The organism is uncultured Algibacter sp., from assembly GCF_947495675.1.
Lineage (GTDB): Bacteria > Bacteroidota > Bacteroidia > Flavobacteriales > Flavobacteriaceae > Algibacter_B.
This window is the reverse complement of the sequence record NZ_CANLZX010000010.1, coordinates 85960-100135: the sequence shown is the minus strand read 5'-3', so window position 1 is coordinate 100135 and position 14176 is coordinate 85960. Positions and strand designations below refer to the sequence as shown.

Here is a 14176-nt window from a genome sequence, read left to right as displayed (position 1 = left end):
ATAATTTAAAAACCCAAGCTAGCAAGCAAGTGCGTTAGGGATTGAACGGCATGTTTGAGCTCGCCGACGCAGGAGGAAGCGAGTAGTAAAAGCCCGACCCTTTTCGGGTAACGCCCAAAAAATTTTAAACTTCTAACTTTTTTAACTCTTTATAATTTCTGTTTAAGCGTTTTAATAGGATGCCGTAAATAAGCCAGTAAAATAGTAATAGTACACCAATGGCTAGGGCAAGTATTAATAAGGTTACCATGATAATTACTGCGTAAAATTTAAATACTTCGCCGTTTGCTGTTGCTAATTCTAAATTGTTTGAGAAATCTGGATTATGATTAAAGGAGTAAAAAGCACCTATACTTGCACCAATTACTAATGTTGCTAAGTTGAATATTACGTAGTATTTTACCGTTTTTCTTGTTTTTATAATACTTTCCATTAAGGCTTTAGAGCTGTCTGTAACAGAAATACTTCTATAATTTTTATAAAACAGGTAAAAGAAATAAATTAAAATACCGTAGCTAATTATAGTTATTGGAATGAGTATATGGTCGATATTAAGCTCTTCCATTTTATCGGAATAGGATGTGCCTTTTAAAATGAATGATAGGCCTATCCAGAATGCAAATTCTAGTAAGCTTATAATAAAAATCCATTTTACTATTGAGGATGATTTTTTTACAATCATCTTATAAATATCGTCGTAGGAAAGCTTAGGATACGCGGTGTCTCCTTTATTCCAGTCTTTTTTTAATAATTCTAATTCATCCATAATGTTACGGATTTAGTATGGTTCTAAGTTTGTTTTTAATTCTATTCATTTTCACTCTGGCATTTACTTCACTTATTCCCAATGTTTCACTAATTTCTCTATAGTCTTTGTCTTCTAAATAAAGAAAAACCAATGCTTTTTCAATATCGTTTAGTTGGTGTACAGCTTTATATAATACTTTTAATTGTTCTTCTTCGGTATCGTCATAATCTTCTGCTTTTATTTTAAACTCTACACCAGCATAATCTTGTGTATTTATGGTACGTTTCGATTTACGGTAGAGTGTTATTGCAGTATTTAGCCCAACACGATACATCCAGGTACTGAATTTAGCATCGCCTCGAAATTTAGGATATGCTTTCCAGAGTTGAATGGTGATTTCTTGGAATAAATCATTATGAGCATCATAATTATTGGTGTACAAACGACAAACTTTGTGCACAATATTTTGATGCTTTTCTAGCAATTCTACAAAACTATGTTCTAGTTCTTTATTCAATGGTGTGGTTTAGTTACTATGTAAGTAGCTTAATGTTTTAAAACGTTACATAGATATGAAAATAAATTTATAAAATACATAATTTCAATTCATCATGTAAATTTTACAGTTCGGTAATTAAGAGTTTTAGTAATGGCTTTTGTGTTGCAAATTTGCTGCGTGCTGAATTTATTTCGGTATGTCATCAAACACAAAACGAACAGTAAAATTAATCAATCATGAAAAAAATTACCATTATAATTGTTGCTTTAATAAGTTTTCAATTGTCGGCTCAATCCATTATTAGCGGTCAAGTTTTTAACACGAAAAATGAACCTATTGAAGGTGCCAATATTTATTTAGAAGGCACTTATGATGGAAGCACTTCTGGAGAACATGGTGAGTTTTTATTTAAAACCACAGAGACTGGTACTCAAACTTTAATTGTTTCTTTTATGTCTTATGAGCCTTTTACTATGGTTGGCGATGTATCTTACATGAAAGATGTTACCATTAAACTTCGCGAAGATGTAAATACTTTAGATGCTGTTGTGCTGTCTGCTGGTACATTTTCTGCAGGCGATAATAGTAAAGTAAATGCATTAAAACCACTAGATGTTGTAACTACTGCAAGTGCTTTAGGCGATTTTGTTGGTGCTTTACAAACCTTGCCAGGAACAACTACGGTTGCAGAAGATGGTAGGTTGTTTGTACGTGGTGGTGATGCCAATGAAACACAAATTTTTATTGATGGTATTCGTGTGTTTACACCGTATTCGCCAACAACCAATAATGCACCAACTAGAGGACGATACTCACCATTTTTATTTGATGGGATTACCTTTTCTACAGGTGGTTATTCGGCAGAATTTGGGCAAGCCTTATCAAGTGTGTTGCTTTTAAATACTATTGATGAGCCAGACCAAGAAAAAACCGATATTGGTATTATGAGTGTTGGTGCCACACTTGGTAACACACAAAAATGGGAAAAAAGTTCTTTAAGTGTAAACGCATCTTACATTAATTTAGCGCCTTATAATGCTATTTTTAAAAATAGAAATGATTGGATAAAACCTTTTGAAACAGCATCTGGTGAAGCCGTTTTTAGAAAGAAAACCAATGCGGGTTTATTTAAATTATATGGTGCTTTTGATGCGACTAGTTTTGAGTTAACGCAAGAAGACATCAATACCCCAGAAGGCGCCTATTTTAAATTAAACAATAATAACTTTTATTTAAATGGCTCTTATCAAGGTGTTTTAAACGATACTTGGACACTTTTTGGAGGTGTTAGCTATACAAGAGCTAAAAACAGCTTAAACATTATTGAAAGTGATATTAATAATACTGAAAACTCCTTGCATACTAAAGTGAAGTTTAAAAATAGAGTTAGCAACCGCTTAAAACTCTATTTTGGGGCAGAATATTTTGCTACCGATTATAATGAAACTTATAATGATGAAACGATTAGTAAAGTTAATTACGGTTATAATAACAATATTGCCGCTGCGTATGCTGAAGCAGATATTTTTATATCGAAAAAATTAGCAATTAAAACAGGTTTGCGTGGTGAGTACAGCGAATTGTTTAAAGACTTTACAATAGCACCAAGAGCATCTTTGGCTTATAAAACTACCGAGAAAAGTCAAGTGTCTTTAGCCTATGGGAATTTTTACCAAAACCCATCTAGTAATATTTTAAAGTTTAATCAAGACCTAAAAGCTGAAAACACCTCGCATTATATATTTAACTATCAGTTTAATGCTGATAGAAAAATATTTAGAGCTGAAGCGTATTATAAAAAATATGATAATTTGGTTAAGTATGATACAGAATTCACAAACTTTGATAGTAACTATAACAGCAATGGTAGTGGTTTTGCAAAAGGGGTAGATTTCTTTTGGAGAGATGGTAAAACCATTAAAAACTTTGATTATTGGTTAAGCTATTCATTTCTGGATACCGAGCGCGATTATCAAAACTACTTAACTAAAGCCCAACCTAACTTTGCAAATACACACAATGTATCTGTAGTAGGGAAGTATTGGATTGATAAATGGAGAAGTCAAGTAGGTATGAGCTATTCGTTTGCCTCAGGAAGAACGTATACGAATCCTAATCAAGCTGGTTTTTTAAACGACAAAACTAAAGCTTTTAATAGCTTGAGTTTAAACTGGGCGTATTTAATTAGCCCGCAAAAAATATTATACGCATCTGTTAATAATGTTTTAGGTTTTAAAAATATAAATGGCTACCAATATGCTAATGCACCCGATGTTAATGGTAATTTTAATAGAAGAGCTTTACAGCCAGCCACCGATCAATTCTTTTTTGTAGGCTTCTTTTGGACCATTAGCGAAGATAAAAAGAGTAACCAGTTGGATAATTTGTAGGGTGTTACCCCAAAAAGGGGTAGGGCTATTTGTTACAAGTACTCGCACTTCCTTCGTCAGGCCTAACGCAAGCATATCTGCTAGCTTAGGTTTTAAACTAAAAAGTGGTTTTTTTGGGAAAGTTTGTTTAATGGTTTTGTGTATGGTTAGTGGCGTGTTTTAGCACTTAACTTTGCAAGTACACAACAAGCTGAAAATCTGCGAGGATTTTCGTAAGTAGGCTAGAACTAGCAATAAATTATATACGGTGTTAGCTTATTTTTTTTTCAGATTACCATTACTAAGTCGTATATTGGATAAACTTAAGAGAAAACTATTCCTAAGAGTATTAATCAGTCTGGTTAAATCCAGTTAATAAAGTTCACATTTTATCATTAACTTTTTTACCATTAAGGAATGGTTCAAATTATCAATTCTTAATAAGTTAGTTTATCTTGAAAATGCCTGAATTTCATCTATCAAACCTAATCGGAAAGCTCGATCTACAATGTTATAATCTAATCTTCTGTTAAAAAATAAGCAACAATAATTCCGTTGAATAGGTGTTCCGTTAAATAAATAATATTCTAAACGTAAAACTCCAATTTCATTTTTCACTAAGCTTAGAGCATAGTCAACATAACGAGTCATAGCTAAACTAGATTTATCAGTTAAATGACCTATTATAAAATCTACATCTTCTGTATTTCCACTTTCTGCTCTTTCAATCAATTCCCCTAATTTTCCGTGAAATTTATTTTCAGTCATTGAATTTTGAGTTTGTTATGTAGTCAATTACAGCTAATGTTTCGCGAATATGAAATCGTTTTAATGTTTTATATCCGACTGTAAACGAAGTTAGCTGAAAATTTTTATAAAGTCAAGATATGGCTACAATATTCCAATAAAAATAGAAACATAATACAGACCAGTTATAATAAAAACTACACCAGCCACTATACGCATTACTTTTTCAATTTTCGTAATTCTATTATAGAACACACCTATTTTTCCTGCTGTAAACGCTAATAAATAGGTGAAAAGAATGACTGGTAATCCGGTTCCGAAGGCAAAAATTATTGGTAAATAAAGTCCGTTTGCCGATGTAATGGTCATGGGGATTAGTATACCAAAAAATAAGGCTCCGCTATAAGGGCAAAATGCTAACGCAAAAACAACACCAATTAAAAAAGAACCAAGCAAGCCTTTATCTTTAAATTTCTCCGATAGTTTTTCTTGAAAACTCGACTTGCCTAAAAAATTGAGTTTGATAAAGTTTAGCATTATTAGCCCGATTATGATTAATAACGGGCCTAAAAATTTTTCACCATTCTGATTAAAAAATCTTGCAATATGAAATTTACTTGCTCCAAAATATAAAATTAAACCAATGGCTGTATAGCTAAAACCTCTTCCTAAAGAGTAAATCAATCCGCTTAAAAACACTTTTTGTTTACTCGAAATGTTTTTAGAAATAAATGCTGTTGCAGTTATATTAGTAGCTAAAGGACATGGGCTAATGGCTGTCATTAATCCAAGAATAAATGCAGATAAAATAGGAATGTTATTATGCTCTAATAAAGATTGTAAAAAATCCATTTAGAGTGTTTTTAATTGCGCCTCTATTTTAGATTTTAATGCTTTTGAAAAGGCTTCTTGATCGTTTCCTTCCATAAAGGCGAATTCGGTTAAATCTATTTTGGTTTCTTTTCCGTTTTTTATCACATTCAATATTAATGCAGTTCCTGAAGCCTCAAATTTTTCAGCGATGTTTTCATTTTCTTTGTCATCTACATTAAGAACCTTAAAAGAGATTTTTTCTTCATTTAATTCATCAGAGAAATAAGTATCTAGCGTGTATTTTGTATTGGCTTCAATGGCATTACAAGTCATGCATCGATGTGTAGAGTGGAAGTCAAAAACCTCAATTTTAGAAATGGTTGTATCTAAAGATTGCGCTTTACTTTTTGTCTGGTCGTTACAGGCCATTAGCAATAAACTGATTGTTAGAATGGCTAAAAATTTGATAGATTTCATTTTTTTTATTGATTTATGTTTATAATAATATATTGAATACATACCCTGATATGATGATGCATAGCGTAACAACGCTAAAAAAGATTGAAATTAGTTTTATAGTCATTACTTTTTTTAAAAGCATGGCTTCTGGTAAAGACAAGCCTACAACGCCCATCATAAAAGCAATTGCAGTACCTAAAGGAATGCCTTTTGCTACTAATACTTGAACTACAGGTAATATTCCTGAAGCGTTCGAGTACATGGGCACAGCCAAAATAGTAGCAATTGGGACAGCAAAAAGATTGTCTTTATCCATATATTTTTCAAAAAAGCCTTCTGGTATATAACCATGCATTAAACCGCCAATAGCAATACCAACCAAAACATAAGGCACAATACCTTTAAGTATTTTTAGAACTTCTTCCCAAATAATAGGCAGTCTTTGTTTTAAGGTTTGTTTTTCTGCTATAAATAAATCTTGATCTTTTTGAGCATTAGCCAGAACTTCTTTTACCCAAGGCGTTAAAAAACGTTCTAGTTTTAATTTTTGAAGTATAACACCCGAAATAGTACCTAGTAAAACACCACTAATCACATAAATAATGGTTGTTTTAATACCAAACAGCCCCACAAAAAGCCCTATGGCAACCTCATTTACCAAAGGTGAGGTAATTAAAAATGCAAAGGTGACTCCTAAAGGAATGCCGCCTCTTACAAAACCTATAAACAAAGGCACAGAAGAGCAGGAGCAAAATGGCGTTACTACGCCAAAAAGACTTGCTGTGAGGTATTCCAGCCCGTATAATTTATTTCTTGATAAATAGTTTTTAACCTTGTCAATAGGAAAGTAACTATTAACTATTCCCATAAAAAAGATGACAACAAAAAGAAGGATTAAAATTTTTGTGGTGTCATAAATAAAGAAGTTTAGCGCTTCTGCTAAATGCGCGTCTTTGTTTAAATTAAAAACATCATAGACCAGCCAATCTGCAATATGTTGTATCCAATTAAACATTTTCTATGATGTTTATTGTTCCAGTTATGGTGCAAGCTAACTTTACTGTATTGTAGATAGTGCCAAATTTTTCAATGTTCTTTTTTAATAAAACAGGGTTAAGCTTTTTGTCGTTACTATAAATTGTTAAATTGTAATTAATGTTATCCATCCTTGGTGGGCTCTCAAGTCGTGTTGCATTAACTTCCACTATGGCCTTTGTATAAGTAAATGCCATCATAGTCGAAAAACGTTCAACATTCTTTAGCATACACGCAGAAAATGAACCTAAGAAAAGTTCTGCAGGATTTGGCAATACCTCTGTAGTTTTAGACGTTGTACCAAAATCTATATTCGATTCTTTTATATGAACTATAGCATCTTTATTCGAAATTGAGGATGCTTTAATATGATAATTCATAACATATAAATTAATTTAAAAGTTTCAACACCTCGTCTTTTGACGGAATTCTACCTTTTATAGTAATAACATCATCTATTACTAAAGCTGGCGTTGTCATAACATTAAATTTCATAATTTCCATAATATCTTCAACCTTCTCAATGGTTGCATCAATATTGTTTTCTGTAACAACATCTTTTACTAAACTTGTCATAGTTTGACATTTAGGGCATCCTGTACCTAAAATTTTAATTGTTTTACTCATAATATTAGTTTTGTTTATCGCCAATAGACGATATGTTTATTAAAAAAATATCAATCAAAAAATTGTTGAAATAAAGATTTTGCAATATTCCAGTTTTCTTGATTAATACAGTATTTTATTTTTGGTGGTTTTAATTCGCCTTGAATTAAACCAGCATTTTTCAATTCTTTAAGGTGCTGCGAAACTGTAGATTGAGCCAAAGGAAAAACATCTACTAAATCGCCAGTAAAACAACATGATTGATTTTCAAGATGTTTTAAAATAGCAATACGTGTTGGATGGCTTAAAGCTTTGGCGAATTTGGCTAAAGCTTCGGTGTCTTCTTTATATTCTATATGTTCTAAACTTCTTTTCAAGTGTTAATGCTATTTTTTTGTGTTGAAACGGATTTGTAAAATAAAATCACTTATTTTTTATCGCAAATATACGATTGGTTTTGGGTTCTAAAGTAACATTTATAATATTTTTTTTCATCAAATAAGCATATTGAATATAACAAATTGAATGTCACTTAAATAAGGTATTAATAGAATAATGGGTTTATTTTGAGATATGATAAATATCATAGTTGTTTTTCTATTAATTTGATAATTTTATTCTATTAGTAATAAGATGATTTTGTCATCAGTTAAAATTAAATGTCATGGAAGCTAAAAAAAATCCAAAACTGGAAATAGGAAGAAATAGCAGCATTTATTTTGCTATTGGACTTAATGTAATGTTGTTTTTATCTTGGCAAGCTTTAGAGTATAAGACTTTTGAGAAAGACAATGTAACTATTGATCTTGTTGAGATGGAAAGTGAATTTGAAGAAGAAATTCCTATTGTTAACGCAAATACGCCACCGCCACCACCACCGCCACCAGCTGCAGTACAAGAATCTATTGAAATTGTAGAGGATACCGAAGAGATTGAAGAAACCGTCATAGAAAGTACAGAAATAGGTCAAGACGATGCTATTGAAGAACGTATTGTTGATGTTGCTGAGGTAGAAGTAGAAGAAATAGATGAAGATGTTCAAGTTGCTTTTGCAGTTATTGAAGATGTACCGGTATTTCCTGGATGCGAAGGCTTATCCAAACAAGCTACAAAAGATTGTTTTCAAAAAAAGGTGCAAGCTCATGTTGCTAGTAACTTTAATTACCCCCAAACAGCTTTAGATCTTGGAATTCAAGGACGTGTGTCTGTAGTTTTTGTAATTGACAAAAACGGGCATATAACAGGAATACGATCTAGAGGACCAGATAGAATTTTACAAAATGAAGCAGAACGTATAATTGGTAAATTACCACAAATGAAACCAGGTAAACAACGTGGTAAGCCAGTAAAAGTAGCTTATGCAGTACCTATTTTCTTTAAATACCAAGATGGTTAATAGGTCGTAATAGGTTTTTTATTTCAATGTGTGGAAAGGCAGTCTGAAAATATTTAGACTGCCTTTTGTATTTAAGGTTTTTAGATTTACTAATAGTTTATAATCCTGATTTTTTTAAGTTTAAAATTAAAATCAACATTTCAGTAACAAAAAATTACAGTTCGGTAAGTTGGTTTTTAAAAAACTTTAATTGTGTTAGATATTTGTTTCATCATTTAAAACAAACGAACATGAAACAATTAATTATTATCGCAACACTATTAATCTCAGGGTTTGTAATTGGCCAAACAAATTACGAAAAAGGCATGCAAAAAGCTTTTGATCTATGGAGTGAGAATCAACCAACAGAAGCATCAAATTTATTTGAGCGTATAGCCAAAGCAGAACCAGATAATTGGTTGCCACCTTACTATGCAGCTCAAGTTAATATTATTTATTGTTTTGGAGAGCAAGATGAAGAGGTGTTATCTGCCAAATTAAAAAAAGCACAAGATTTATTAAATGATGCCACAGCCATTTCAAAAGAAAACCCAGAAATTATGGTTTTGCAAGCTTTATTGCACACAGCGTGGGTGGCCTTTGATGGTGCTACGTATGGCATGACGCTTTCTGGTAAAGTGATAGAGCTTTATACGAAAGCTCATATGATTGCACCAGAAAACCCAAGAGTAGTTTATTGTAAAGCCGAGTGGGGAATAGGAGGCGCTAAATATTTTGGACAAGACACAACACCATTTTGTAAAGAACTTGAACATGCCACAGAACTTTTTGCTAACTTTAAACCTGAAACACCATTTCACCCTAATTGGGGAGCAGATCGAGCAAAAATGTTATTAGAATCTTGCGGAAAGTAAAAAATTAAAAGGATATAAAATCATGACAAAATCGACTAAAAATATCTTCCTTACCTTTATAATAGGCTGTATCATTTTTGTAATTGGCAATCTATTATCTGACGGTTTTGATTTTAAAAATGTTAACGAGTTTTTAGTCGATTTTGGCTTTTATCAATTGTATTCTTTCGTGCTAGGTTATTCCAATATGTATTTTTTCGATTTTATGGAACGCCGAAATTGGAAAAAGAAGGATACCATTAAACGTGTTGTTATTGGAATTATTGGTGCAATTATTATCACTTTAATTGGACTTTTTATCTTAAGATCTATAACCTATATGGTTTTAAGTGATTTAACATTTGCAGAATTTCTTTCAAACGAAAAACTTAGTAACTATCAATTTGGTTTATGGGTTACCTTAACTATTGTGGTCACTTTTCATGTTATCTATTTTTATAATAGATTTCAACAAAATAAAATTAAAGAACAAAAGGTTATTGCAGGTACGGCAAGTGCTAAATTCAATGCTTTAAAAAATCAATTAGATCCGCATTTTTTATTCAATAGTTTAAATGTGTTAACTAGTTTAATAGAGGAGAACCCCGTTAATGCACAAAAGTTTACAACATCATTATCTAAAGTATACCGTTATGTTTTAGAGCAAAAAAGTAAAGAGTTGGTTACTGTTGATGAGGAGTTGAAATTTGCAAAAACGTACATGTCTTTGCTTAAAATGCGATTTGAAGATAGTATTGTTTTTACCATGCCCGAAAAGGCGTCAAATCCAGAAAGTAAGGTGGTGCCACTATCATTGCAATTACTACTTGAAAACGCTGTAAAGCATAATATGGTTACATCAAACAAGCCTTTAAATATCAGGATTTATGAAAGCAACGGCGATTTAGTAGTAGAAAACAATTTGCAACCTAAACAAATTGTAAAAAAAAGTAGCGGTGTTGGTTTAAGCAATATCATGCAACGATATGGGTTGTTAACCAACAAAAAAGTAAATATATATAAAGAAGCAAACCGTTTTGCAGTCGCAATACCTATGCTAACTAAAAAAATATCAGTCATGAGAACAGAACAGTCATCATCAACATCAAAATTAGACGATAGTTACATGCGTGCATTAAACCATGTAGACGAACTAAAAGGCTTTTATTACAGTCTAATGTCTTATTGCCTAGTCATTCCGTTTTTAATTTTCATTAATTACTCAACCTCTTGGGACTTTCAATGGTTTTGGTTCCCTATGTTTGGCTGGGGTATAGGTTTAATCATTCAGGCATTTAGAGTGTTTGTAAACGACGGTGCTTTTGGTAGAAACTGGGAAAAGCGTAAAATGGAAGAGTTTATGAATAATGATGAAAATAACTGGAAATAAAATTTAGAAATTATGGAAAGATTATCAGATTTAAAAACAGACAAAAAATATGCAAGAGCACGCAAACGTGTTCAAAATATAAAAGATTTTTACCAACATTTACTTTCATATTGCTTATTTATCCCGTTTATTATTTTTATTAATTATCGAACGTATTGGGATTATAAATGGTTTTGGTATCCATTAATTGGCTGGGGTATTGGCGTTGCCATTCATGCGTTTTGCATATTTATACACAAAGGCACGTATAGTAGTAATTGGGAAGCTCGCAAAATAGAAGAATTAATGAATAAAGAACAGAACAAGTGGGATTAAAATATTAATATTATGGAAACGAATAAAATAGAACCTTACCAAGATAAAGAACACCAAAAAGAACAAGCGTATTTACGTGCAAAAAAAAGAGTAAAAGAGTTAAAGGGCTTTTATTGGCATGCCTTCTGGTATGTTGCCGTAAATATTTTTATTGTGACTGTCATTGTATCAAATGGTGGTGATTTATTTCATTTTGGCACTTATTCTACCGCACTTTTTTGGGGTATTGGTTTGGGCTTTCACGCTATTGGTGTGTTTGGCAAAAACCTTCTTTTTAATAAAAACTGGGAAGAAAGAAAAATTAAAGAATTCATGGATAGCGATAAAACCAAATGGAATTAAAATAATAAGGGCTTTACGCTGTATCTTTTTTGTATGTTACTTTTAAAAAAGTTTAAAGGTTTAAATTAATCAGAAAAAGGATACTGCTTCAATTTCTATCGCATTTCCAACTATATTTTAGTATAATATTAAACAATCTAACAACCATGAAAGTAATCATCATAGAAGACGAAAAACCATCAGCAAGACGCCTGCAACGTATGTTGCAAAGTTTAGATTTAATGGCAGAAACCATGTTACATTCTGTAGAAGAATCTATTGAATGGTTTCAAAATAACGAGCATCCAGACCTCATATTTTTAGACATACAGTTAAGCGATGGCTTATCATTTGAGATATTTGAGACCATCGATGTCAAGTCGGCCATTATTTTTACAACAGCCTATGACGAATATGCGCTTCAAGCCTTTAAGCTTAATAGTATTGACTATTTACTAAAACCTATTGATGACGACGATTTATGTGTTGCGGTAAAAAAATATCAAGAGCGTGCGCCTCAAAAACAAGCTGTAACATTAGACTTTAATGATATTAAAAAACTATTGGTAAACCCCATAGATCGTGAATATAAAAAACGTTTCTCGGTAAAAGTAGGGCAACACCTAAAACTTATTAATATAGACGAAATAGAGTGTTTTTATAGTGAAAACAAAGGCACATACTTACATACAACCGAGGGTAGAAACTATCTTATAGATAGCTCGCTAGAACATTTAGAAAACGAGCTAGAACCACAAACCTTTTTTCGTATTAACCGAAAATTCTTTGTAAATATTAACGCTATAAAAGATATGGTAAGTTATACCAACTCGCGTTTGCAAATAAAACTAAACTCTTATAACGAGCAAGATGTTATTGTTGCTCGAGAGCGTGTTAAGGATTTTAAAGGCTGGTTGGAGTAGTAGTTTTTTGGTGTGTTTTGTTTAACGTTTGTGTGTAAGGTTTGTTGCGTGTTTTATACACTAAAGTTAGTAAATAAAACACAGATAGAAAGTCCGCGAGGACTTTCGTAAACTAGCCAAAACTAACAATTAATTTTTCACGTTGTTGCATTAGTTTTTTATTCCGTTATAAACATTTGGATTATGCTTTTCCATATAAAATTCAGGTTTAGGTAATTCCGTAAATCCGAATTTTTTATAAAGCCATTCAGCTGTATCAGTCAATAAAATCCAACGCCTCAACCCTTGAAGGTTTGGATGTTCCATTATTTCATTAATCAGCCATTTACTTAATCCATTTCCTCTATATTCTTCTAAGATATATACATCTCCTAAATATGCAATAGTAGAATAGTCAGAAATTACTTTAGCAAACCCAATTTGTTCGTTCTTGTAATAAAGTCCAAAATTCAAAGAGTTTTCAATTGATGTTTTCAAAGTATTAATTGGAATTCCGTTAGCCCAATCAGTTTCATTTGAAAGGAATTTGTGAATGCTGTCAACATTTAATTTCTTCTTGTCTGTTGAAACAGTAAAATCATTTTTATGGGTTTCTCTAATTTCCAATTCAGTTTTTTTAATTAATGCCAACTAAGGCAGATATGAAACGTCATAATGTTTTATATCAGAAGTTTAACGAAGCTATTTAAATTTTTTACAAACTCTCAAGTAGCTAAATATTACTTCTTAGCCAATCGGCGCATCATTACCCATTGTTTAAGCATATCTCTCGAGTCTTGAGCAGGGTATCCTAAAACGGTTGCTCCAGCCTTAACATCTCCAACAACTCCAGATCCCGCTCCAACAGTTGCGCCAGAATGAATGGTTGTGTGGTCTTTTATAGAGGCAGAGCCGCCAATAATTACACCATCGCCTAAAGTTACCGAGCCTGCAAGACCACTATGTCCTGCCATAATGCAAGAGCGACCCATAACACTATTATGGGCAATTTGTACAAGATTATCTATTTTGCAACCATCTCCAATAATGGTACTACTAAATTTTGCTCTATCAACACAAGAGTTGGCGCCAATTTCAACATGATGTCCAATTATTACATTACCAATTTGAGGTATTTTGGTGAGTCCTCTACCATCGTCACTAGGGCGATATCCAAAACCATCGGCACCAATACTAACATTGGTATGAAAAATACAATGGCTACCAATAATACAACGTTCTCTAATTACTGTTCCAGACCATACAATGGTATTATCGCCTATTATGGTTTCATCAAAAACACAAGCATTTGGATAAAGAGTAACGCCGTTGCCTAAAATTACATCTTTTCCAACATAACAATTGGCACCTATTTTACAACCATCACCAATTTTAGCAGTTTCATGTATAACAGCAGTTGGATGGATATTTTTTTCAAACTCTGGTGCAGGCGGATTAAATAATTCTAAAACTTTAGCCATTGCCAAATCAGCATTTTTAACTTTTATAATCGCACGATTATCTCCAGGCTCAAGCGTTAAATTATCATTTACTAATACAGCACAAGCTTTAGAGTCTGCCCAATATTTTAAGTATTTGCTACTTCCTATAAAGGTAATATGGTTTTCTTTAGCGTTTTGTAGTTGTTCTGGGCCTTCTATTTGTTGTGTAGTATTACCAATTAATTCACCTTTAATTAGGTCGTTAATTTGTTGTATAGTATATGATATCATGTAGTTTATT

The 14176-nt window shown here is 32.1% G+C and carries 18 protein-coding genes; 7 read left to right on the top strand and 11 right to left on the bottom strand.

The features are described from left to right. Nucleotides 1–124: 124 nt before the first annotated feature. Entirely contained in the window at nucleotides 125–766 is a 642-nt protein-coding gene (locus Q0842_RS08725) for a hypothetical protein (protein WP_298496953.1), read from the bottom strand. 4 nt (nucleotides 767–770) lie between these two features. Next, complete coding sequence (locus Q0842_RS08720) at nucleotides 771–1265, bottom strand: RNA polymerase sigma factor (RefSeq protein WP_298496951.1); 495 nt, start codon at nucleotides 1263–1265, stop codon at nucleotides 771–773. Nucleotides 1266–1483: 218 nt separating this feature from the next. Between Q0842_RS08720 and Q0842_RS08715 the strand changes: the two genes are divergently transcribed. Further along, nucleotides 1484–3637, top strand: a complete 2154-nt coding sequence (locus Q0842_RS08715) for a TonB-dependent receptor (RefSeq protein ID WP_298496949.1) — start codon at nucleotides 1484–1486, stop codon at nucleotides 3635–3637. Nucleotides 3638–4066: 429 nt separating this feature from the next. Here Q0842_RS08715 and Q0842_RS08710 read toward each other — a convergent pair whose 3' ends face one another. The 7 genes from Q0842_RS08710 to Q0842_RS08680 form a co-directional block, all read right to left on the bottom strand. Beyond that, nucleotides 4067–4384: a hypothetical protein gene (locus Q0842_RS08710; RefSeq protein WP_298496946.1), complete on the bottom strand. Its 318-nt coding sequence runs from the start codon at nucleotides 4382–4384 to the stop codon at nucleotides 4067–4069. Between the two features lie 123 nt (nucleotides 4385–4507). Beyond that, the gene (locus Q0842_RS08705) at nucleotides 4508–5215 is read right to left on the bottom strand and encodes an aromatic aminobenezylarsenical efflux permease ArsG family transporter (protein WP_298496944.1); all 708 of its coding nucleotides are present in this window, start codon (nucleotides 5213–5215) and stop codon (nucleotides 4508–4510) included. Beyond that, nucleotides 5216–5653: a nitrophenyl compound nitroreductase subunit ArsF family protein gene (locus Q0842_RS08700; RefSeq protein WP_298496942.1), complete on the bottom strand. Its 438-nt coding sequence runs from the start codon at nucleotides 5651–5653 to the stop codon at nucleotides 5216–5218. A 19-nt stretch (nucleotides 5654–5672) separates the two neighbouring features. Continuing rightward, complete coding sequence (locus tag Q0842_RS08695) at nucleotides 5673–6650, bottom strand: permease (protein WP_298496939.1); 978 nt, start codon at nucleotides 6648–6650, stop codon at nucleotides 5673–5675. Beyond that, nucleotides 6643–7050, bottom strand: coding sequence for an OsmC family protein (locus Q0842_RS08690; protein WP_298496937.1), 408 nt, complete (start codon nucleotides 7048–7050; stop codon nucleotides 6643–6645). Before Q0842_RS08690 ends, Q0842_RS08695 begins: the two co-directional genes overlap by 8 nt. A gap of 10 nt (nucleotides 7051–7060) precedes the next feature. Then, a complete protein-coding gene (locus Q0842_RS08685; RefSeq protein ID WP_298496934.1) occupies nucleotides 7061–7297 on the bottom strand; it encodes a thioredoxin family protein in 237 nt (78 codons plus the stop codon). A 50-nt stretch (nucleotides 7298–7347) separates the two neighbouring features. After that, nucleotides 7348–7653, bottom strand: coding sequence for a metalloregulator ArsR/SmtB family transcription factor (locus Q0842_RS08680; RefSeq protein ID WP_298496931.1), 306 nt, complete (start codon nucleotides 7651–7653; stop codon nucleotides 7348–7350). Between the two features lie 287 nt (nucleotides 7654–7940). On the opposite strand from Q0842_RS08680, the gene Q0842_RS08675 reads away from it, so the two are divergent. From Q0842_RS08675 to Q0842_RS08650, 6 genes are all read left to right on the top strand, one after another. Further along, complete coding sequence (locus Q0842_RS08675; RefSeq protein WP_298496928.1) at nucleotides 7941–8672, top strand: energy transducer TonB; 732 nt, start codon at nucleotides 7941–7943, stop codon at nucleotides 8670–8672. A gap of 230 nt (nucleotides 8673–8902) precedes the next feature. Beyond that, on the top strand, nucleotides 8903–9526 hold the full coding sequence (locus Q0842_RS08670; RefSeq protein ID WP_298496926.1) for a hypothetical protein: 624 nt from the start codon (nucleotides 8903–8905) through the stop codon (nucleotides 9524–9526). 22 nt (nucleotides 9527–9548) lie between these two features. After that, nucleotides 9549–10895, top strand: a complete 1347-nt coding sequence (locus tag Q0842_RS08665) for a 2TM domain-containing protein (protein WP_298496923.1) — start codon at nucleotides 9549–9551, stop codon at nucleotides 10893–10895. 12 nt (nucleotides 10896–10907) lie between these two features. Further along, complete coding sequence (locus tag Q0842_RS08660; RefSeq protein WP_298496922.1) at nucleotides 10908–11210, top strand: 2TM domain-containing protein; 303 nt, start codon at nucleotides 10908–10910, stop codon at nucleotides 11208–11210. Between the two features lie 12 nt (nucleotides 11211–11222). After that, a complete protein-coding gene (locus tag Q0842_RS08655) occupies nucleotides 11223–11552 on the top strand; it encodes a 2TM domain-containing protein (RefSeq protein WP_298496919.1) in 330 nt (109 codons plus the stop codon). Nucleotides 11553–11698: 146 nt separating this feature from the next. After that, nucleotides 11699–12454 carry a LytTR family DNA-binding domain-containing protein gene (locus Q0842_RS08650; RefSeq protein ID WP_298496916.1) on the top strand — a complete coding sequence of 252 codons (756 nt, stop codon included), beginning with the start codon at nucleotides 11699–11701 and terminating at the stop codon, nucleotides 12452–12454. A 150-nt stretch (nucleotides 12455–12604) separates the two neighbouring features. On the opposite strand, the gene Q0842_RS08645 is transcribed toward Q0842_RS08650, so the two are convergent. Then, entirely contained in the window at nucleotides 12605–13084 is a 480-nt protein-coding gene (locus tag Q0842_RS08645; RefSeq protein WP_298496914.1) for a GNAT family N-acetyltransferase, read from the bottom strand. 89 nt (nucleotides 13085–13173) lie between these two features. Next, nucleotides 13174–14166 carry a UDP-3-O-(3-hydroxymyristoyl)glucosamine N-acyltransferase gene (lpxD, locus tag Q0842_RS08640; RefSeq protein ID WP_298496911.1) on the bottom strand — a complete coding sequence of 331 codons (993 nt, stop codon included), beginning with the start codon at nucleotides 14164–14166 and terminating at the stop codon, nucleotides 13174–13176. Between the last annotated feature and the right edge of the window lie 10 nt (nucleotides 14167–14176).